Source organism: Pelagibacterium halotolerans, assembly GCF_044811015.1.
Taxonomy (GTDB): Bacteria; Pseudomonadota; Alphaproteobacteria; order Rhizobiales; family Devosiaceae; genus Pelagibacterium; species Pelagibacterium halotolerans_A.
Window position 1 is genome coordinate 2,115,837 of sequence record NZ_CP085243.1, and the last position, 20,348, is coordinate 2,136,184.

At 63.5% G+C, this 20,348-nt stretch carries 22 protein-coding genes; 1 reads left to right on the top strand and 21 read right to left on the bottom strand.

The genetic code is table 11. The features are described from left to right. Positions 1-69: 69 nt before the first annotated feature. The 15 genes from LG281_RS10400 to LG281_RS10470 all read right to left on the bottom strand — a co-directional run bounded on the left by LG281_RS10400 (position 70) and on the right by LG281_RS10470 (position 15,062). Positions 70-1,032: a D-2-hydroxyacid dehydrogenase gene (locus LG281_RS10400; protein ID WP_404400387.1), complete on the bottom strand. Its 963-nt coding sequence runs from the start codon at positions 1,030-1,032 to the stop codon at positions 70-72. Continuing rightward, positions 1,032-2,186: a fumarylacetoacetate hydrolase family protein gene (locus LG281_RS10405; protein ID WP_404400389.1), complete on the bottom strand. Its 1,155-nt coding sequence runs from the start codon at positions 2,184-2,186 to the stop codon at positions 1,032-1,034. The genes LG281_RS10400 and LG281_RS10405 overlap by 1 nt, the downstream gene beginning before the upstream one ends. A gap of 5 nt (positions 2,187-2,191) precedes the next feature. Further along, positions 2,192-3,034, bottom strand: coding sequence for a fumarylacetoacetate hydrolase family protein (locus LG281_RS10410; RefSeq protein ID WP_404400391.1), 843 nt, complete (start codon positions 3,032-3,034; stop codon positions 2,192-2,194). 159 nt (positions 3,035-3,193) lie between these two features. Continuing rightward, a complete protein-coding gene (locus LG281_RS10415; protein ID WP_404400393.1) occupies positions 3,194-4,198 on the bottom strand; it encodes an ABC transporter substrate-binding protein in 1,005 nt (334 codons plus the stop codon). Beyond that, complete coding sequence (locus LG281_RS10420; RefSeq protein ID WP_404400395.1) at positions 4,195-5,166, bottom strand: ABC transporter substrate-binding protein; 972 nt, start codon at positions 5,164-5,166, stop codon at positions 4,195-4,197. The genes LG281_RS10415 and LG281_RS10420 overlap by 4 nt, the downstream gene beginning before the upstream one ends. Before the next feature lie 22 nt (positions 5,167-5,188). Further along, a complete protein-coding gene (locus tag LG281_RS10425; protein ID WP_404400397.1) occupies positions 5,189-6,148 on the bottom strand; it encodes an ABC transporter substrate-binding protein in 960 nt (319 codons plus the stop codon). 11 nt (positions 6,149-6,159) lie between these two features. Further along, on the bottom strand, positions 6,160-7,080 hold the full coding sequence (locus LG281_RS10430; protein WP_404400399.1) for a sucrase ferredoxin: 921 nt from the start codon (positions 7,078-7,080) through the stop codon (positions 6,160-6,162). A 2-nt stretch (positions 7,081-7,082) separates the two neighbouring features. After that, complete coding sequence (locus LG281_RS10435; protein ID WP_404400401.1) at positions 7,083-8,054, bottom strand: ABC transporter substrate-binding protein; 972 nt, start codon at positions 8,052-8,054, stop codon at positions 7,083-7,085. A 17-nt stretch (positions 8,055-8,071) separates the two neighbouring features. Beyond that, positions 8,072-9,088: an ABC transporter substrate-binding protein gene (locus LG281_RS10440; protein WP_404400403.1), complete on the bottom strand. Its 1,017-nt coding sequence runs from the start codon at positions 9,086-9,088 to the stop codon at positions 8,072-8,074. Positions 9,089-9,130: 42 nt separating this feature from the next. Continuing rightward, positions 9,131-10,108, bottom strand: coding sequence for an ABC transporter substrate-binding protein (locus tag LG281_RS10445; protein WP_404400405.1), 978 nt, complete (start codon positions 10,106-10,108; stop codon positions 9,131-9,133). Positions 10,109-10,131: 23 nt separating this feature from the next. Further along, entirely contained in the window at positions 10,132-11,097 is a 966-nt protein-coding gene (locus LG281_RS10450) for an ABC transporter substrate-binding protein (RefSeq protein WP_404400407.1), read from the bottom strand. A 41-nt stretch (positions 11,098-11,138) separates the two neighbouring features. Beyond that, positions 11,139-12,116, bottom strand: coding sequence for an ABC transporter substrate-binding protein (locus tag LG281_RS10455; protein WP_404400409.1), 978 nt, complete (start codon positions 12,114-12,116; stop codon positions 11,139-11,141). 11 nt (positions 12,117-12,127) lie between these two features. Next, positions 12,128-13,201 carry a FecCD family ABC transporter permease gene (locus LG281_RS10460; RefSeq protein ID WP_404400411.1) on the bottom strand — a complete coding sequence of 358 codons (1,074 nt, stop codon included), beginning with the start codon at positions 13,199-13,201 and terminating at the stop codon, positions 12,128-12,130. Continuing rightward, positions 13,198-14,220, bottom strand: coding sequence for a FecCD family ABC transporter permease (locus LG281_RS10465; RefSeq protein WP_404400413.1), 1,023 nt, complete (start codon positions 14,218-14,220; stop codon positions 13,198-13,200). Before LG281_RS10465 ends, LG281_RS10460 begins: the two co-directional genes overlap by 4 nt. Further along, positions 14,217-15,062, bottom strand: coding sequence for an ABC transporter ATP-binding protein (locus LG281_RS10470; RefSeq protein ID WP_404400415.1), 846 nt, complete (start codon positions 15,060-15,062; stop codon positions 14,217-14,219). Before LG281_RS10470 ends, LG281_RS10465 begins: the two co-directional genes overlap by 4 nt. Before the next feature lie 216 nt (positions 15,063-15,278). On the opposite strand from LG281_RS10470, the gene LG281_RS10475 reads away from it, so the two are divergent. Then, positions 15,279-15,953, top strand: coding sequence for a ZinT family metal-binding protein (locus LG281_RS10475; protein ID WP_404400417.1), 675 nt, complete (start codon positions 15,279-15,281; stop codon positions 15,951-15,953). Between the two features lie 107 nt (positions 15,954-16,060). On the opposite strand, the gene LG281_RS10480 is transcribed toward LG281_RS10475, so the two are convergent. From LG281_RS10480 to LG281_RS10505, 6 genes are all read right to left on the bottom strand, one after another. Then, entirely contained in the window at positions 16,061-16,432 is a 372-nt protein-coding gene (locus LG281_RS10480) for a VOC family protein (protein ID WP_404400419.1), read from the bottom strand. A gap of 42 nt (positions 16,433-16,474) precedes the next feature. Then, positions 16,475-17,239, bottom strand: coding sequence for a hypothetical protein (locus LG281_RS10485; protein WP_404400421.1), 765 nt, complete (start codon positions 17,237-17,239; stop codon positions 16,475-16,477). Continuing rightward, positions 17,239-17,970 (bottom strand): ABC transporter permease, encoded by a 732-nt coding sequence (locus LG281_RS10490; RefSeq protein WP_404400423.1) that lies wholly within the window; start codon positions 17,968-17,970, stop codon positions 17,239-17,241. The genes LG281_RS10485 and LG281_RS10490 overlap by 1 nt, the downstream gene beginning before the upstream one ends. After that, a complete protein-coding gene (locus LG281_RS10495) occupies positions 17,967-18,842 on the bottom strand; it encodes an ABC transporter ATP-binding protein (protein WP_404400425.1) in 876 nt (291 codons plus the stop codon). Before LG281_RS10495 ends, LG281_RS10490 begins: the two co-directional genes overlap by 4 nt. Next, positions 18,839-19,450 (bottom strand): TetR/AcrR family transcriptional regulator, encoded by a 612-nt coding sequence (locus LG281_RS10500; protein WP_404400428.1) that lies wholly within the window; start codon positions 19,448-19,450, stop codon positions 18,839-18,841. Before LG281_RS10500 ends, LG281_RS10495 begins: the two co-directional genes overlap by 4 nt. Positions 19,451-19,707: 257 nt before the next feature. After that, the gene (locus LG281_RS10505; RefSeq protein WP_404400430.1) at positions 19,708-20,238 is read right to left on the bottom strand and encodes a dihydrofolate reductase family protein; all 531 of its coding nucleotides are present in this window, start codon (positions 20,236-20,238) and stop codon (positions 19,708-19,710) included. Between the last annotated feature and the right edge of the window lie 110 nt (positions 20,239-20,348).

Below are 20,348 nucleotides of genomic sequence, written 5' to 3' on the forward strand. Positions count from 1 at the left end.
CGGCCGACGGTATAGAGAATGCGAAAAGCCCGGATCATCCGATCCGGGCTTTTTGTTTTACGAGGCCGCTCATCCCACCAGATTGCGCGGCTCACCCGACCAGAACGCCTCGATATTGTCGACCAACTGATCGGCCAGCGCCTGGATCGCCTCACGGCTCGCCCAGCCGGTATGGGGCGTGACGATGACGTTTTCGCGCCGCGCGATGCGCATGATGGTGCTATCGGCGGGCGGGGGTTCGGGTGAGGTCACGTCAACCCCGGCGCCAGAAACCTGCCCGAGTTCCAGCGCCCGCTCAAGTGCTTCCTCATCGACCAATCCGCCACGCGCGGTGTTGATCAGAAGCGGCTTTTTGGCCATTTGCACGAATTCGGCGGGCCCGATCAGATTGCGGGTTTCGGGCGTCAAAGGGCAATGGAGGGTGATGACGTCCGCGATCGCGAGCATCTCCAAGAACGGCACCTGGCCGGGCTTGGTCGTACCATCCTTGCGGCCTGAATAAACGACGGTCATGCCCAAAGCCTCGCCGATCCGCCCGACCGCAGAACCCAGCGAACCGCTGCCGACGATCCCGAGCGTCGATCCGGCGAGATCGGCGATGGGGAAGTCGAAATAGCAGAATTGGCCAGCCTCCTGCCATCGGCCCGCGATGACTGAGTTACGGTAGGCGACGAGCGAGCGGCGCAGGGCGAGGATCAGCGCGAAGGTGTGCTCGGGGACGGTATTTTTCGCATAGCCGCGGATATTGGCGACCGCGATCCCGTTGGACCTGGCCGCATCGAGGTCGATGATGTCGGTACCCGTTGCCGATACGGCGATGAGCTTGAGCCCCTTCGCCCGCGCCAGCACGTCCGCTTTGAGCGGCACCTTGTTGGTGATGACGATATCGGCGCCCGCGATCCGCTCGGCCACGTCCTGCGGCGCCGTGCGGTTGTAGACCACCAGCTCGTGCGGGAAGTCCGGCGCACGCAGACGCGTCTCCGGCGACAGCGTTTCGCGGTCGAGGAAGACGATCCGGGCCGCGTCCGCCATCACAGGAGCCCTTCGCGGGCGAGGTCGCGCATCAGGTGGCTGACCCCGTAGGTCCAGGGCGGGCACTGGGTCGAAAGCCTGACGGTGTTTTCGAGCGCGCCGAGGGCCGGGGTGGAGATCGTTACGACATCGCCGAGCTTGTGGGTAAAGCCCTTGCCCGTGCCGTCGCGGTCCTGCACCGGGGCGAACATGGTGCCGAGATAAAGCACCAGCCCGTCGGGGTATTGGTGATGATCGCCGATGGCCGCGGCAACGAGCGATTCCGGGGTGCGGGAGATCTGGCTCATCGAGCTTTTGCCCTCAAGCACGAACCCGTCCTCGCCCCTGACTTCGAGCGCGACATCCATCGCCTTGACCGCTTCGAGGGTGAAATCCTTGTCGAACAGGCGGATGAACGGCCCCAGGGATGCCGAAGCATTGTTGTCCTTGGCCTTGCCCAGAAGCAGCGCGGAGCGACCTTCAACGTCGCGGAGATTGACGTCATTGCCGAGCGTCGCCCCCAGGATTTTGCCCGTCGAGGAAACGACGACAGCGACCTCGGGCTCAGGATTGTTCCAGGTCGAGATCGGGTGCAGGCCGACATCGGCGCCGTGACCGACGGCCGCCATGGGCTGGCACTTGGTGAAGATTTCCGCGTCCGGACCAATACCGACTTCGAGGTATTGGCTCCACACGCCCTTCTCGATGAGCGCGGCCTTGACCGCCATTGCGGCCTCCGAGCCGGGAACGAGTTCGGAGAGATCGGTGCCGATGAGGTCGAGGATCTCATGGCGCAGCGCGTCGGCCCTGGCGGGATCGCCCTTGGCTTGCTCTTCGATGACACGCTCGAGAAGGCTCACGACGAAGGTGACGCCGGCAGCCTTGACGGCCTGCAGGTCGATGGGCGCGAGCAGGTACGGCTTGCCCGCGTCCCGGTTTGCGGCATGGCTGTTGGCCAAGATATCTGCGAGGGAACCGATGGGCATGCCATCGGCGCGCAACGCATAACCGGCGGGATCGTCCATTTCGCAGATATCGCGCACGGTGGGGGCCGTGGCCGATGTGATATCGGCCACCTGCCCGTCCCGGATCGTCACGACCCGCGGGCAGATGCTGGATGGCATCTGTACCCGGCCGAGGAAGGTTCCGGTTGCAAAGGGTTCAAGACCGGTCATGGCGCTCAGCCCTGAACGGTCTTCTGCTTTTGCGTGCCCAGCCCCTCGATGGAGAGCTCCATCACGTCGCCGGGCTTGAGGAACACCTGCGGGTTCTGCCCCAGCCCAACGCCTGGAGGCGTACCGGTGGAGATGATGTCGCCTGGCCTGAGGCTCATGAACTGGCTGAGATAGGAGACGAGATATTTGACGCCATAGACCATGGTCGCTGTCGAACCGTCCTGATAGCGGTGGCCGTTGACCTCGAGCCACATTTTCAGATTCTGCGGATCGGCGATTTCGTCCTTGGTGACGAGCCAGGGGCCGGTGGGGCCGAAGGTGTCGGCGGACTTGCCCTTGGTCCACTGTCCGTGGCGCTCGGCCTGGAAGGCGCGCTCGGAAATATCGTTGATGACGCAATAGCCCGCGACATGGTCGAGCGCTTCATCTTCGGAGACGTATTTGGCGGTTTTGCCGATGACGATACCGAGCTCGACTTCCCAGTCTGTCTTTTGCGAGGTGCGCGGGATTTCGACGTCGTCATTGGGCCCGACGATGGCCGAGGTGGCTTTCATGAAGATGATAGGTTCGGGGGGCACTTTGGCGCCGGTTTCCGCCGCGTGATCGGAATAGTTCAATCCGATGCAGATGAATTTGCCCGTACCCGCGACGCAGGGGCCGAGCCGCGGATTACCCTCGACCCTGGGCAGGCTATCGGCATCGAGCGCGGCGAGCGCCGCCAGCCCCTCGGGTAGAAGCGTATCGCCGGCGATGTCGGGAACATGGGCGGAAAGGTCACGGATCGTGCCGTCGCCAGCCAGAAGGCCGGGCTTTTCCAGACCCGGAGCGCCATAGCGCAACAGTTTCATGTCTCGTCTCCGTATCTTCAGATACGCGGAGAAGCGTATCGTGAAATGTTAGCCAGCGAAGACGTCGATAGCCGGTTTTGGCGCGAAGGTGAAGGGCGGGTTTTGCGATTCCGGTACGGTTGGCGGTCCCGGCACGGGCCGGGACCACCGGATTCTCGCTTAATCCGCCATCGGCACGAAATCGCGGCCGACGATGTGGCTGCCGACGATCTCGGTCAGCGCAAAGAGCGAATCATAGGTTGCGGACGAGGCAAGCTCGCGTGGGATATAGATCACCTGATTGTTGGCGCAGGCATGGAGCACGTCGCACCAGCCGGGCAACACCTCGTCGAGCGCGGCGCGCGCGTCCGCTGGCGTTTCACCACGGCTCGGGCGGTAGGTGACGAAGATGAAATCGCCGTCGAACTCGGGATAGGCCTCGCCTGAGAAAGCCTGGCGTGAATTACCCTCGATCGCGTTAATTGCGTCGGGGAAGGTGAAGCCAGCGTCGCGCAACACCTTGCCGAGCGAACCATAGGTATTCCAGACCAGCAGCTCGCCATTATGGCCCTGAATGACGCTCACGGTGATTTCAGAAGGGTCGATCAGCCCATTGATCACTTCAAGCTGCGCCTGGTAGCGGTTTTCGAGCTTTTCGAGCCGGTCGGTCGTGCCGGTCACCTCGGCGATCTGGGCATAGACGTCGAAATCGTCGGTCGCGTCGATGTCGAAGACATAGGTCGGCGCGATGGCGCGGAGCTGGTCGACGCCGGCGGTCTGCCAGCTCGTCGTCAGGATCAGGTCGGGTTCGAGCGCGGCGACCGCCTCGATGTCGGCGGGCAGGTTGCCGACGAATGCGATGTCGCTATTGGCGAAATCATAGCCGGTCACGAGTTCGCCCGAGCGGATGAAGGGGGTGCCGTCCTCCTCTGTCCGTCCGTGGCTGCCCACGGGGATGACGCCGAGTTCGATGAGCGCGACGGTTAGCGAAGTGTCGTGCAGCGATACGATGCGCTCGGGGCTCGCGGGCACGGCGACGTCGGTGCCGGTCCCGTCGGTGAGGGTGACCGTGTCCTGGGCATCGGCGGCAGTGGCGGCAAGGCTGGCGCATACCGCCACGGCAGCAAGCTTGGTGAGATAGGTCATCGTCTGGCTGTCTTTCTCCGGTTTGGGTCGAACGATCATTCGGGCATCGGCACGAAATCGCGGCCGGCAATGTGGCTGGCGACGGCCTGGGCCATTTGCCCCAGCGCCTCATAGGCGGTCGAGGACGCCACCGAACGCGGCAGGTAGATCACCTGACCGGTTCGGCAGGCATGGAGTACATCGCACCAGCCGGGCAGAACCTCGGCCATATCGGCTCGCGTGTCGGCTGGGGTCTGGCCGAAGGCCTTGAGCGGATAGGTGATGAAGATAAAATCGGCATCGAGTTCGGGGAGGACCTCGGCGCTGAAATCGGCGACGTCGGTTTCCCCGATGGCGTCGATCGTTTCGGGGAATGAGAACCCCACATCGCGCAGCACCTTGCCGAGCGAGAAATAGGTGTTCCACGCGCGGACCTGGCCCAGACGCGGCTGGATGACGCTAACTGTGATGCCGGCAGGATCCTCGATGAGCGCCCGGATCATCGCAATCTGCTCGGCGTAGCGGGCCTCGAGCGTGGCGAGGCGGTCCTCGACGCCCGTGAGTTCGGCCAGCTTTTGATAGATCTCAAATTCGTCCGCGATCGCGCCATAATCGAAGATGTAGGTCGGTGCGATGGTGCGGAGCTGATCGATGCCGACCTCCTCCCAATTGGGGGCGATGATCAGATCGGGTTCGAGCGCGGCGACCTGTTCGACGTCGATGGGCGTCTCGCCGACAAAAGCGATCTCGCTGTTGGCGAAATCGTAGCCGGTGATTTCGAGGCTCGAACGGATAAAGGGCGTGCTGTCCTCGGCCACGCGGCCATGGCTGCCCACCGGCACCACGCCGAGTTCGAGCAGAGGCACGGTGAGCCGGCTGTCGTGCAAGGTGACGATACGCTGCGGGTTGGCGGGCACGGCGACCTCCGTGCCGGTGCCGTCGATGAAGGTGCTACTGTCCTGTGCCATGGCGGCGAGCGGCGCGAGGGCCAGGACGGCGCTTAATGCGAGGGTGAATACGGGTTTCATGAGATGTCTTTCAGGCAAAAAATCATTCGGGCTTGGGCGTGAAATCGCGCCCGGAAATGTGAGAGATGACGGTATAGGCCATGACTCCGAGCGCGTAATATGAAGACGCCGAGGCTTCCTCGCGGGGCATGACGATCATCTGGTTTTCCCGGCAAGCGTGGAGGAAATCGCAGAAATTGGGCATCACCGCTTCGAGATGGGTGGTGGCATCGTCGGGAGTTTCGAGCGTATCTGTACGGTAGGTGACGAACAGGAAATCCGCGTCGAGTTCGGGAAAAGCCTCCGCGCTCATCCGCTCGAAGTCGCCTTCGGGGATCGCATCGACCCGCTCGGGAAAGGTGAAGCCGGCGTCGCGCAGCACGCGGCCCAACCCGCCATAAGTGTGCCAGGACAGAACCTCGCCATCGACGCCCTGGATGACGTTGACCGAAATCTCGGAGGTATCGATCAAGCGCCTGATCTGTTCGATCTGGCTTTCATAGCGGCCTTCGAGGATCGCGAGCGTATCCCCGGTGCCGGTGATTTCGGCAAGCGCTTCGTACATGCCGAAATCGCCGCGCACGGAATCGTCGAGGACGATTGTCGGCGCGATGGTTTCGAGCTGCTCGACCGGAGCGGGCTGCCAGGGCGTGGTGATGATGAGATCAGGCTGGACAGCCGCGACCGCTTCGATATCGACGGGATAATTGCCGACGAATTCGATGTCGGAATTGTCGAAATCCACTCCGGTCAGAACCTTGGACGAGCGAATGAATCCCTCTCCTTCCTCGGTCGTCCGCCCGTGGCTCCCGACCGGGTAGACGCCGAGTTCGATGAGCGGAACGGTCACCGAAAGATCGTGCAGCGCGGCGATGCGCTGGGGATTGGCGGGAATGTCGACGGTACGGTCGGCATCGTCGGTGAAAGAGACAGTCTCTTGGGCTATAGCGGGCGAAACGGCCAGCGCGAGAGCCAGGCAAAAACCGGACAAGCGGTTCATCATGATCGAGTCTTTCAATATTGAGGTTGCGATTGGGTTGTGGTGACGCCGTCCAAACACCAGCGCAGCGTATGCTGGCCGCCACCTTCGGCGACGACGCCGCAATTGCCCTGGACGTGGAACAGTCTGGCCCTAAGGCTGATATCGAGCTCGGTGCCGTGGACGGCCGCGTGAACCGTCAGTTCCGCGCCCTCTTGCGGGTCCTTGGGCAGGTCGGGACTATCGAGCCGGACAGGGCCTGAGCTCCTTGTGTTGGTCTCAGCCCAGCGCAAGGCCGCGAGTTCGGCAACCTGCAGGGGCTCGGGCATGTCGGTGCGGCCTTTGTAGGCAGGCAGGAAAATCTCCCCGCGCGACAGCGCTTCGAGGAAGGCCGGAGCCTGGCCCGCCGTCATGCGGCCATAGCGCTGGCGTTGCGGCACGACGACCAGCGAGGCGGCGAAGCGGCAGCCGCCCAGATGGGTCGCCTGTACGATATTGAACTGTTCGGGATCGGCGATGGCCGTAAGCGCCTTGTAGGTCGAAAACCCGTAGCGCGCGCAGCAGGCGTCACGGCGGCTGTCGGTGCAAACGAGGATGGTCGTGCGCGGATCGTAGGTCCCTTCGAAGACCGTGCCATCGACATAATTGCCGATGGCGGCGATCAACTCAGCCTCGCTTTCGAAATCGGCGAAAACCGATTCCGGCTGGGCCTGGAGTTGGGGCAGATTTTCCGTTTCCCCGACCTTGTCGACGAGCGCCACATGCACGCCCGCCAGCGCTGCCTCATGCACCGCTTTTGCAAGCGGTGCACTCATATCCGCCGATTCCCAGCGCGGGGTCCGCCATTTGCCGCGTGGCCAGGCGAGCAGGAGCACACGCGTGGGCGCGTTTCCCGTGCCCTCGTGCGGCTCTCCCCTCTCAAGGCACAGGTCGCGGCAAAAGACGTGCTTGGTCATGCCTATTCGCCTTCCTCGAACGGCACGAAATCGCGGCCCGCAATGTGGGTCGTGAGAAGGTCGAGGTTGAGCCCCAGCGCGCCGAAGGAATAGCCGAAGCTCGAATAGGGGAAGAACAGATATTGCCCCTCGCGGCAGGCGTGAAGGAAGTCGCACCAGCCCTCAAGATAATGGTCGAGCCCTGCGCGGACCTGCGCGGGCCCGTCCTCCGGCGTCGTGCCATAGAAATTGATGACGAAATCGCCGTCGATACCGGTCCAGACCTCCGGGCTGATCGCCATCGAGCGGGCATCCATCTCGCGCGCCACCGCGGGCAATTGCAGCCCGAGATCATCGAGCGCGACGGTCAGGGCGCCGAGGTCGTTATAGACGTAAACGTCTTCGCCCGCCGGGAAGGAGAAGGTCACCGAAACGGTGATCTCGCCGGGTTCGGGGATGAAATGCGAGACGGTTTCGAGCTTGCGCTCATAAGCCGTCGCGAGCGCGTCATAGGCGTCCGTCGTGCCGGTCACCTCGGCCAGCCTGCGCATGCCCTCCTTGACCGGGTATTGGTTGGGGTCGATCACCAGCGTCGGCGCGATGACCGAGAGCTGCTCGACCTGGTCTTCGATCATGGTGACGATGAGATCGGGTTCGAGCGCGGCGATCGCCTCGTAGTCGAGCGCGTTATAGGTGCCCACGAATTGGAAATCGGCGGTGTCGAAATCGATGCCGAGCAGGTCCGGAACGGCACGCAGATAGGGATTGCCCTCGGCGTTGACCCGCCCGGCGCTGCCCACGAGCGGCACGCCGAGTTCGAGGAGCGGCAGGGTCAGACGGTTGTCGTTCTGCGAAACGACACGCTGGGGATGGGCAGGCACGACAACCTCGCGCCCGGCATCGTCGGTGACCGTCATGGTCTCCTGCGCGAAGGCGGGTACGGCGAGCGCGGCGACGATCGCGGCAACGCCGATCAGTTTTGAAATACTGGACATTGAATTCTCCTCGGTCCTTAGCTGTCTTCGCCCAGCGGCACGAATTCGCGGGTTGCGAGATGGGTCAGCAGAATCTCCATCGTCGTCTCCAGGGAGCGGAAGCTAAGGGCGCGCATCGGCTCGCGGTTGATATAGAAGTGCTGGTTGTTCCTTGGGGCGTGCAGGATTTCGTCCCACGCCGGAACCAGATTTTCCCAAGCCGCGATGCGCTCGGAGGGTGGCTGGCCGAACCCGATATTGTAGGTGCCGATGAGAAAGTCGGCGTCGATTTCGGGCAGCAACTCGGCGCTGACAGTGGTGTTGCCTTCTTCGATGCCGGCGATCAGATCGGGCATGGAGAACCCCAGATCGCGCAGGGCCTGGCTCATGGCCCCGTAGTCGCGATAGACGATCAGATCGGATTCCCACGCTTCGGCAATCGCGATGGAGACCTCCGAGGGGTCGCCGATGGTCTGGCGGACCACCTCGCGCGCGCGCTCGAGCTTGGCTTGGTATCCGGCGAGTCCGGCTTCGTACACGTCGAGCTTGCCGGCAGCGTCGGCGACCTTGCGATAGCGTTCCAGCATCGGATTGGACCAGATGCCGATGACGACGGTCGGGGCGATCACGCTCAATTGGTCGTAAAGATCGGTCTGCCAGTCGGGGATCAGGATCAGATCCGGCTCGGTGGCCGCGATCGCCTCGAGGTCGGGATCGTTGGGGCTGCCAACCCAGGCGACGTCGGAGTTCTCGAAGCGGAAATCAAAGAGATCGTAGGCGCCCCGGACATAGGGCTCGCCATTGTTGACCACCTCGTCGATCCGGCCGCTGGAGCCGACGATCGGCGCGCCGAGCTCAATGAGCGGGGCGGTGAACTGTTCACCCCGGAGCGAGACGATGCGCTGCGGCGCGACGGGGATCTCCACCTCATGGCCGGCATCGTCGACGAAGATGCGGGTTTCCTGTGCGTGCGCGGCACCGGCGAGCGCCGTGAGCGCAAGCGCCGCTGCCGCCGTGCGGAGGAATGACAAGGCAGGGTCAAGAGCTGGTATCATTACGGGTTCCTTGAATGCGTGTTGCGTGATGTTCGGTCGAGGTCATTGCCGCGCGTCCGGCACGACGGTGGCCGGATCGCCATCGGCGGCGGCTTCGAGCATGGGGACGAGCGCTTCGAGCGCCACGGGGATCGAGAGCAGGGACACGCGGGCCAGCGCTGCAACCGGCAGATCGCCGAGGAAGATCTCACCCCCGGTCTGGGAGGCGCGGAGGAACTGGCGGCCCGGCTCGTCGAGGGCTTGCTGCACCTGATCGTCCGTGACGTAGTATACGATCACGTCGGCATCGATGACTTCGAGCTGCTCGGGCGACAAGTCCAGCCAGAACTCGTCCTCGTTGGACAAGGCGGCCATGCCCGGTGTCTGGGTGAAGCCCATTTCGTAGAGGAATTGCGCCCTCACGTCGTAGGCGGAATAGGCCCAGGGCGCACCATCGGTGATGCCGCCCAGAACCGCGGTCATGCCCTCCCATTCGGGGTGGGCCGAAGCAATTTCGGAAAGCTCTTCGCCGATGGCCGCGATCTGCCGCTCGGCTTCGGCCTCTTCGCCCACGGCGCGGGCTACGAGGCGAGCCCGTTCATCCCAGGAGAGCCCGTAGTCGCTCACCCCGTCGGGCACGGCGACCACCGGGGCGATGAGGCTGAGCTGCTCGTACATATCGGCATCGATCCCCGAATAGAGGGCGATGATGACGTCCGGGTCGGTCGCCGCAATCGCCTCGAGGTCGAGCTCGCTTCCGAGCACGACCGGGGTGGTGGTCAGAAGCGGCGCGGCCCATGGGCCCGCAGTCAGCTCAAATCCGTCCATCGGGCGCCAATCGCGCACGGTCACCGGCGATACGCCGACGGCAAGCAGATTGCCCAGCCCGCCATAGTCGATGCTCGCCACGCGTTCGGGTTTTTCCTCAATGACGGCGGTGCCGAATTTGTGCGCGATGGTGAGCGGGAAGTCCTGTGCCATGACGGGCACCGCTATTGCGGCAGCGAGGCCAAGGGCTGCGATGTGGATCAGGCGGATCATTTCACTATCCCTTTTTGGGTCGCCTAAGGCCGGTCATCGGCGTGGGTTTGCGGGTCGCCATCGAGCGCGGCTTCGAGGATCGGTTCGAGCCGGCCGATGGTGTAGGGCAGGCTTAAAAGCGAGGCGTGGCTGAAGGCGCCGGTGAGCAACGGCCCGAGATAGGCGTCGCGCCCCTCCTGGGTCGACGCCATGAACCGCCATGCGGTCAGGTCGTGGATGGGGTCGAGCGTCTCGTCGAAGAACCAGAGCGTGACGTCCGCATCGATGGGCGACAGGTCCTCGGGGGAGAGGTCCACGTAGAAGTCGTCCTCCTGCGCGAGCGCGTCGATTGCCGGAGGGGTCACGAACCCCATCGCCTCGAGAATGCGCTGGCGAACGTCGCGCGAGGTGTAGGCGCCAGGCGTATCGAGCCACACATTGCCGATGGCTGCGGACTTCCCGGCCCATTCGGGATGTTCGGCGGCAATATCGGCAAGGCGGGCGCGGATCGCGTCCACCTGTTCCTGTGCCGCCGCCGCCTCACCGACGGCGCGGCCGACGGTGATGGCGAGCTCGTCCCAAGCCAGGGCGTAATCGCCCACGCCCTCGGGCACGGCGACGACCGGCGCGATGCGGCTCAATGCTTCATAGTCCTTGTCGGTGATGCCGGAATAGAGCGCGATGATGACGTCCGGGTCCGTTGCCGCGATGGCTTCGAAATCGAGATCGCCCTGCAAAAGCGCCGGTTCGCCTTCGAGAAAATCGTCGGCCCAGGGCCAGACGCCGCGCGGGTAATCGCCATACCAGTAGCGGATCGTGACGGGCTGGATGCCGAGCGCGAGAAGGTTGTCCGCCCCGCCATAATCGACGCTGGCGATGCGCTCGGGCTTGTCCGCGATGACGGTCGTGCCGAACTTGTGTTCGATGGTGAGGGGAAAGTCCTGTGCCATGACGGGTGCCGAGACGGCGGCAGCAAGGCTCACGGCGGCGATCCTCAAAAAGCGGATCATGTTCAAAACTCCTGGATGGGTTTTCCGGGCCGCGGACGCGGTCAGTCGAGAGGCACTTCGGTTGCCGGGTCGCCGTCGATCGCCGCTGCGATCATCGGGGTCAGACGCTCGGCCGCTTCGGGCAGCGACAGGAGCGAGCCGTGCGACATGGCGCCGTTGGCGAGCGAATCGAGCGAGAGGAAAATCTCCCGGCCTTCGGCGGGTGCGCGCATCGCCTGGCGAGCGACAAGCCCGGCGATTTCCGGCGAATCCGGAGCCGCGTACCAGACCACCACATCGGCATCGAGCTCGGGCAGGATTTCCTCGGAAATCCCGATGTAGAATTCGCCTGGCGTCGAAAGCTCCACCACCTTGGGATGGGGGACGAGGCCGAGGGCCGACATAAAGGCGACACTCGAATCGGTCGCTGAATAAAGCCCCACCGACCCGTTCCAATAGGTCATCATGGCGAAGGTTTTGCCCTGCCATTCGGGATGCGCCTCGGCGACGGCCGCAAGGGAGGCTTTGACGCCCTCGATCTGCGCGGCGGCCTCTTCGGACTTGCCGAGCGCGAGGCCCGTCAGTTCGGCCTGTTCTTCCCAATCGAGATCGTAATCCCCCCGCCCCGGCGGCACCGCGACGACGGGTGCGATGAGCGAGAGTTTGTCGTAATCGGCCTGGGTGATGCCCGAGCGCAGGGCGAGGATGATATCGGGCTCAGTGGCGGCGATCTGTTCGAAATTGAGATCGCCATCGAGCACCTGGGGGTCAACCGTCGCAAGCGCCTCTGCCCAGGGCCAGAGCGCGTTGTCGTAGGGTCCGAACCATGCACGGGCGGTCAGGGGCTCGAACCCGAGGGCGAGGACGTTGTCGGCCCCGGCATAATCCACCGTCGCCACGCGTTCGGGCTGTTCGGGGATGACCGTGGTGCCGAACCTGGTTTCGATGGTGAGCGGGAACTCTTGCGCGAGCGCCGGCGCCGCAAGGGCGGGCGCCACGCAAAGGGCGGCGAGGAGAAGTCTGGACGTAACGTGCTTCATGGATACCGGCTTTAAAGGTGCGATTTGGCGGCGGCCCGCTGCAGGAGGTAGATGAAAACGGGGACGCCGATGATGGCTGTGATGAGGCCTGCCGGGATTTGGATGGGAGCGAATGCCGCGCTGCCGACAAGATCGGCGAACGCAACGAGCAGAGCGCCGCACAGGGCGGTCAGAACGGTATGGAGCCCGACGCCCGCGCGGGCGATACGGCGGGCGGCGTGGGGTGCCAAAAGCCCCACAAAGCCCATCGGCCCGACGATGGCGGTTGCCGCGGCGGCAAAGCCGACGCCGACGCAAATGAGCGCATAGCGCACCCATTTGACCGGTGCGCCGAGGCCGATTGCGGTGTCTTCGCCCATGCGCAGAACGGACATGATGCGGGTGAGCCCCAAAATGAGAGGGGTCAGCACGACGCACCATATAAAGAGCACCTGCACGTCGCCCCAGGTCGCTGCGTTGATCGAACCGGCGAGCCAGGAGAGCGCCGACATGGCCCTGTCGATATCGCCATAGGTCAAAAGCGCCGAGGTGATCGAGGAGATGAAGGCAGCGACGCCGATGCCGAGAAGGATGAACCGGATCGCATTGTTGCCCCGGCGCTGATAGCTCAAGGCCTGCACGAGCGTCGCGACGCCCAAGGCGCCGCCGAACGCGATCACGGGCCGCCAGGAATAATCGAGGTTGGGCGCGGCGACGATGGCGAAGACGACGGCAAGCGCGGCCCCTTGCGAGATGCCTACGAGCGAGGGATCGGCAAGCCCGTTGCGGGTGACGTTCTGCAAGGCTCCACCCGAAAGCGCCATCATCGCGCCCACGAGCGCGGCGGTCAGTGTACGCGGGAAGCGGAACTGCCAGACGACGTTGTCGATGGCCTGGGTCACCGTGGTGCCCGTCAGCGTGGCAAAGACCGTCTCGAGGTCGATGCCGTAACTGCCGATAGTGAGGCTCACTCCGATGACGGCCAGAAGCAGAAGGACGAGCCCCGCAACCGCCAGAAGCGCGCGAACGGGCAGACGCAATGCGATACGCTCGCCGCGCGAGCGGACAACGATATGATCCGGCGAAACCCCCGCGCCCGCGCTCATCTCGCCCTCATGCGTACGAGCTGGATGAAGACAGGTGCTCCCACCATGGCGGTGATGATGCCGGTCGAGATCTCGCGCGGCGGGATGGCAATGCGCGCGATGATGTCGACGCCCAAAAGATAGGCGGCGCCGAGGATGGCCGAATAGGGCACGATCCAGCGATAGTCCGACCCGACGAACAACCGCACCACATGCGGAATGACGAGCCCGACGAACCCCATCGGCCCGGCGAGCGCGACCGCACAGGCAGTCAGCACCACGACGGTTATGAGCAATTGCACCTTGAGCCAGCCGGTCTTGACGCCCAACCCCTTGGCGACGTCGTCGCCCATGGCGAGTGCCGTCACCTGCCGGGCAAGCCCGAACGCCACCAAGAGCGCCGCGGCGATCCAGGGGCCGGTGATATAGAGCATCTCGATATCGCGCCCGGCGAGCGTACCCGAAAGCCACACACGCAGGTTTTCGAATGTGTCCTCGTTCAAAAGGTGCGCGATTGAGATGATGGCGCTCAAGAAAGCGGTTATCGCCGCGCCCGACAGCGTGAGCGTCAATGGCGTCGCCCCGCCCGGCGCCCAGAGCGCGATGAGATACACGACGAGCGCGGCGACAAGCGCGCCGCCGGCAGCAATCCAGGGCAAAAAGACGAGCGGCGCTGTGCCGAAGAAGAAGGCGGTGATGACGACCGCAAAGGATGCACCCGCCATCAGCCCCAGGATGCCCGGATCGGCGAGCGGGTTGCGCGTCACGCCCTGCATCAGGGCGCCGGCGACCGCAAGCGATGCACCCACGGCCAATGCGATCAGCGCGCGCGGCAGGCGCAAATCCCAGATGATCATATGATCGAAAACGGTCGTGTCGCGCGCGAAGATCGCCTCAAGCACGGTGCCGAGCGGAAGCGGCTTGGCGCCGACGGCGATATGGAGCGCAAAAAGCAGAACCGTGACGCCGACCATCACCGGCACGCCGGAAAAGGCGGCGAGGTGAACACGCGTGCCCGGTTGCCCCGCCGCCGCGCTCATGCGACGCGCACCGCGGCCTTACGGCGGGCATGGGCGCCGAGCGGCACGCAGACGAGATGCCCTGTTTCCGCGTCGCGGACGACACGGGCATCGAGGTCGAAGACGTGCTTGAGCCGTTCGGCGGTGAAGATCGCTTCGGGCGCGCCCGCGCAGACGATGCGGCCATCCTTCATCATCACGAGGTGGTCGGCATAGGCGGCGGCAAGGCTGAGTTCGTGCAGAACGATAACGAGCGTGCGACCGCTTGCATGGGCGAGATCGGCGAGAAGCTCCATCAGGTCGACCTGGACCTTCAGGTCGAGGAAGGTCGTGGGCTCATCAAGCAGCAGAAGGTCCGTTTGCTGCGCGAGCACCATGGCAATCCAGCAGCGCTGACGCTGGCCGCCCGAAAGCGAATCCACCGGCCGATCCGCAAAACCGGTAATGTCGGCGGTCTCCATCGCGGAGTTGACAGCATCCTCGTCCTCGCGCGTCCACTGCCGTATCAACCCCTGATGGGGGAAGCGGCCCTGAGCGACGAGTTCGCGCACGGTGAGCCCCTCGGGCGCGATGGGTCCCTGGGGCAGGAGCCCCATCTTGCGCGCAACCTCGCGGGTCTTGGCCGCGTGCACCGACTTGCCATCGAGCAGCACCGTGCCCGAGGACGGGGTAAGAATGCGCGCCATGGTCTTTAAAAGTGTCGACTTGCCCGATCCGTTGGCGCCGACGAGCACCGTCATCTTGCCGGTCGGAACGGTCAGATCGATATCGGAGAGAATGGACGCGCCGTCATAGCCCGCGCAGAGCGCGCTTGCCGCCAAGCGGATTCCCGTATCCGCGCCGTTTTCATCCCAAGCCACCACGCCGAGCGCCTCAAATTATGACTGCGACTGTCACGATAAGGCGGGCGTATCAAAGCTGACTTGTACAGTCAACAATATATATATGGGCGGAGCGGCCAATCCCGCACGGTCTCGAATACCCTCTTGTCAGCACGTCGAGATTCCGTTACGTCACAACTGTTATGAAATAACGTAACATCTTCCTTTTGAGAACACATCCATATTGAGGTCCAGAACATGCAAACGGCGATCACCAAATATGCGGGAGCGCTGACGATAGGCGCTATGCTGCTTTTTGCCGCCCAGGCGCAGGCGCAGGATAGCCAGGGTGCCGACGATACTTCGGCACACGGCCACAACCACGCGCACGGCGATGACGACGCCATTTACAAGGGCTATTTCGAGGATAGCCAGATCGAGGCCCGGACGCTCGCGGATTGGGAAGGCGATTGGCAATCGGTCTATCCCTATTTGCAGGACGGCACGCTCGACGCGGTCATGGCCGACAAGGCCGAACACGGCGACAAGACCACAGAGGAATATCGCGCGTACTATGAAACGGGATACCGGACCGACGTCGAGCGCATCGTGATCGATGGCGACAGCGTGACCTTCTATACGGATGGTAACCCCGTCGAGGGTCATTACGCGTCCGACGGATACGAAATTCTGACCTATGAGGCGGGGAATCGCGGGGTGCGCTATATCTTCGAGAAAACCGGCGGCGATGCCGAGGCTCCGGGCTTCATCCAGTTCAGCGATCACCGTATCGCGCCCGCGCAGGCCGATCACTACCACCTTTATTGGGGAGAGGATCGCGCCGCCATACTCGAAGAGCTGACCAACTGGCCGACCTACTATCCCGCATCGCTGACCGGACAACAGATCGCCAGCGAGATGATGGCCCATTGATCCGCGGCTGAACCCTGCCTTGCTGATGGGCGCCCCACTCCGCCACCCTCGCGTCTGACGGAGTGGGGAGACGTCGCGCAACCTGTCAAAACCGCCGTGCGGAAGCACTAACCCTCTTCATAGCAATGCAGGTTCAGCTTATTGCCGTCTGGATCGCGGAAATAGGCGCCGTAGAAGCCTTGGCCGCGAGGGCCGGGAGCGCCTTCATCGCTCGCGCCGAGGTTCAGAGCCAGCGCGTGCAGTCTGTCGACCGCTGCCGCGCCGTCCACGGCCAAGGCCACCATCGTGCCATTGCCGACCGTGGCCGTTGCCCGGTCATACGGCGTATTCAGAACGAGCAGCGGGCCATCCTTGAAACGCCAGGCCGCCAGCCTCCCTGTCGCGTAGGCGCGGCCCGCGCCCATTGCGCCGAGCAACGTATCGTAGAAGGCCGTGGCGCGATCGAGGTTGTTTGTGCCCAGAGTGATATAGCCGATCATTTCACGCCCTTCCGCTTTGGTCGGTTTCCATCGTCTTGTTGCTCATGCGCGGACGCTGGTGTGAAACCGTTTGGCCATGATGGCCAATACGGCAATCTGCCAAACAAAGCCTGCCGCCAGAGGCAGCCACCAGTAGGCCGCTCCCGCTTCCGCCATCCAGTAAGCCTTATGCGCCAGATAGGGCGGAAACAGCGCGGCGAGCCACTGCCACGGATCGGGCAGGAACCAGGCGACGGGGATGATCCAGCCCGCAATTGCCACGAATTTCGCCATGGCGAAGCCCTGCACCTTGTTTTCAGCCGTCAACGCATAAAAGAGCACAATCAGGGACGCCGCGGGCGATGCGCCGGCGGCGACAACCACTAGTTTCGGCCAGCCGATCTGCGCCTGCCCGATCAGTGGCACGATGACGAGCGTGAGGAGGAAGGTGACAATCGCGGGCATCGTCAGCCGGTAGGCAAGGTACGTGCTGAACCGCACCGGCGTCACCAGCAGCGCCCGGAGCGTGTCGCCATCCTTCTCGTCGAGAAAGAGAAAGCCGAAGATCGCACCGACGAGCACGGCGCTCTGAAAGACGCCGATGAAGCTTACCAGCATGGGATAGAGATCGGAAAGGCGCAGGTTTGTGGCCGGATTGGGCAGCAATCCCGCTTCGGCCAGGTAGATATCGGCCCATGGCAGCAGGAACCGGAAGACTATGCCGATGGCCAGGGCCATACCGGCCATCATCACGAGAAAGCTGTCGCGCGCGCCGAGCCTGAAATCGTTGAGCGCGAACTGGCGCATGAGCAGAAGCGTCTTCGCCATTACCCCGCCCTCCCTTCACCGACGACGTGTCTGACGAAAGCGGCCCGTGCCCAGCCGCTCAGTCCGGTCACGAGAAGGAGCGTGTAGCCGACCGAATAGCCCCACTCCCAGCCCGCGAGATCGCGCCACGCGGCAAGGCTCAGCATGGCGGGCGCACTTGTCGGGATTGCGAGCAGCGCGGGGTGCGGAAAGATGCCGGCGAAATAGACGAACGGGAGCTGCAACACGATGGCGACCAGGCTGACGGGAACGAGGAACGCGGTGATCGTATCGAACCGCACAACCAGAACGATCCCGATGGCCGTGTATATTCCGCCCGTCGCAATGGTCGCGGCAATCAGCGGCAGGAAATTGGGCGGATCGACGGGTCCGGAAAGCGCCATCGCGGCAAACGCTCCGCCCACCATGATGGCCGTCTCGAAAAGACAGATGAGCGTCAGGGTGGCAATCTTTGAGCCGATGTATTCGCTCGGGGTTACGGGCGAGACCATGATAGCGCGCAGCGTGCCCTCGTCCTTTTCGAACACGATCATCGCCCCGACGTAAAGCAGGGTCGAGCCGCCGCCGATCAGGATGAGCGCCGCAGCCGCCACCAGGGCCATCTGATCGGGCCGCGCCAGCCAGGCCATCGCGGCCGCAATAATGACGGATACGACCGCGCCGATGACATAGAGACCATTGCGCAACTGGACCCGAAGATCGTTACCAATGACCGCGCCGAGCCTGGTCACGCCGTCAACTCCTGTCCGGTCACGTCGATAAAGATGGCGTCGAGCGTGGCCTCTTCGGAATGGATGGACTGGATGGATGGACCGTTGGCAATGAGCTCCTGGAACCGCGCATTGCTGCCCAGCGCGTCGAGCGGAAATTCCTCCGCATGGATATCGCCGCCGTTCGAATGCTCCACGCGCACGACTCGCCGCCCATACTTCTTCTTGAGCGCGCCCGGTGCATCGATGGCGGAAATCCGGCCGTCGGCGACGAACGCGACGCGGTCGCACAGCCGGTCGGCAAGCTGCATGTTGTGTGTCGTGACGAAGACCGTGGTTCCCTCGTGCGCAAGACGCAGAACGAGCTGCCGGATCCGCTCGGAATTGACCGGATCGAGGCCGCTGGTCGGCTCGTCGAGGAACAGGATCCTCGGCCGGTGAACGATGCTGCGCGCCAGGTTGAGGCGGATCTTCATCCCCTTGGAAAAGTCCGAGACCCGCTTGTCGGCGCTATTTGCAAGACCGACCCAATCGAGCACCGCCTCGGGATCGTGGACCGTGTTCCCGTAAAGCGCGGCGAAATACGTGAGGTTCTCGCGCGCTGTCAGCTTCAGATAGTGATTGGGCAGCTCGAACGATACGCCGATATGCGCGTAGTAATCCGGCGTCCAGGCGCTCAATTCGCGCCCCATCACGCGGGCAGAACCGGCATAGCCGCGCAAAAGCCGGATCAGGATATTCTGCGTCGTGGACTTTCCCGCGCCCGACGGCCCGAGGAAGCCGAATATCTCGCCTTCCGCGATGGAAAATGTGAGGCCTTTCAAGGTCGGTTCGACGGCGGACGACCTGCGCGCCGAAGGATAGGTGAACGTCAGATCGCCGACCTCGATCATTCGCGGTCTCCCCCCGCCAGCCGCATGACGAACATATCGCGCAACAAAGCCTTCGCGCTCCGATAGGCCTCGGCCGGAAACGTCTTTTTCTGCAGCGTGAGCGCGGCGATCAACGTCATCATATCCGCGAAGACGGGGCCCTCCAGATGCACCCCGAAACCTGTCTCGTTCCATCGGTCCGCGATCTCCGCGTAAAACCGCGCACCGACCTCCTCGTCCGCCGCCAATCGCTCCGGCGTCAGCTTTCGCTTGAGCCGCGCCATGTCGCCGGAATCGGACATGACCTGCATCAGCGTATTGGTCTCGATCATCTCGACAAGTCCGTCGAAAAGACGCCCCACCCGCGCCCGCGCGTCGCCCGACGGGTCCTTCAACATGTCCAAAAGCGCGTTCATGTGCATCTCCCGCCTGTCGTCGCCGATCGCGATGAACAGGTCCTCCTTTGACGGGAAGAAGGCATAGAAGGAGCCCTTGGAGATGCCGGCATCGCGGCAGATATCCTCCACCCGCGCCCGTCCGATCCCATGCCGCGCGAAGTGCTCCAGCCCCGCATCGAGCAGCGCTTTGCGGATTGCGGATTTGTCGGCCTCGGAAAAAGGCGCAGCCATGGGAAGTCCAATAAATACTGCCGTTACACTGCTGGCATATTCAACGCAATGACTGAATTTGTCAATTCAGTCATTGCGCATTTTGGGGCATGGCGGCAGTCCGGAAGCTTGAAGCAACGCGCCATTGAAAGCATATCCACGCACACAAGCCAGGTGATGACGGGGAGGAGCAACGCCAATGATCCCGTCAGGTCAGAAAAGGCTCCAGGTCCCTGTGGAGCCCGATGTTTCGTCCGGCCACCATACGCGCTGCACGGTCAAGCGGGAACGTATGTCAGCCGGATCGCGTCCGTACCGATGCGATCGCTTGCCACAAGGCGGAGACGCGGCCGCGGGCCGGCGAAGAATGGCTTGCCGCGGCCAAGCACGACGGGGTGGAAATAGAGCCGATACTCATCGATGAGCCCAAGGTCCATCAGGCTTCCCGCGAGCTCCGGTCCGGACACTGCAATCTCCCCGGCAAGCCGCTCCTTCAGGTCACGGATCACCGCCCCGATATCGTCCGCGACATGGGTGGCGTTGGGGCCGACCGACTTCAACGTGCGTGACACGACCCATTTCGGCTGGCGCCGCCATGCTGCCGCGAACGCGCGTTCCTCCCCGCCCCACTCGGGACGATCTTCGTCCCAATAGCGCATGACCTCATACATGCGGCGGCCGTACACACTGCCTGCCAGATCGCGCACGTGCCCGACCCAGTGGCGAAAGAGCTCAGGATCCGGGGCAAATTCCTCGTGATCGACATAGCCGTCCAGGGATAGGTTCATTCCAAAGACAAGCTTGGCCATACTGCCAGATCTCCCCGGCTCTCCAGAACGGCATAGGCCGATATTACGCGGAAGTGCAGTTGGATACAAACAACGCACGGCAGGAGCCCTTATTTGCCTATTAGCTGGAA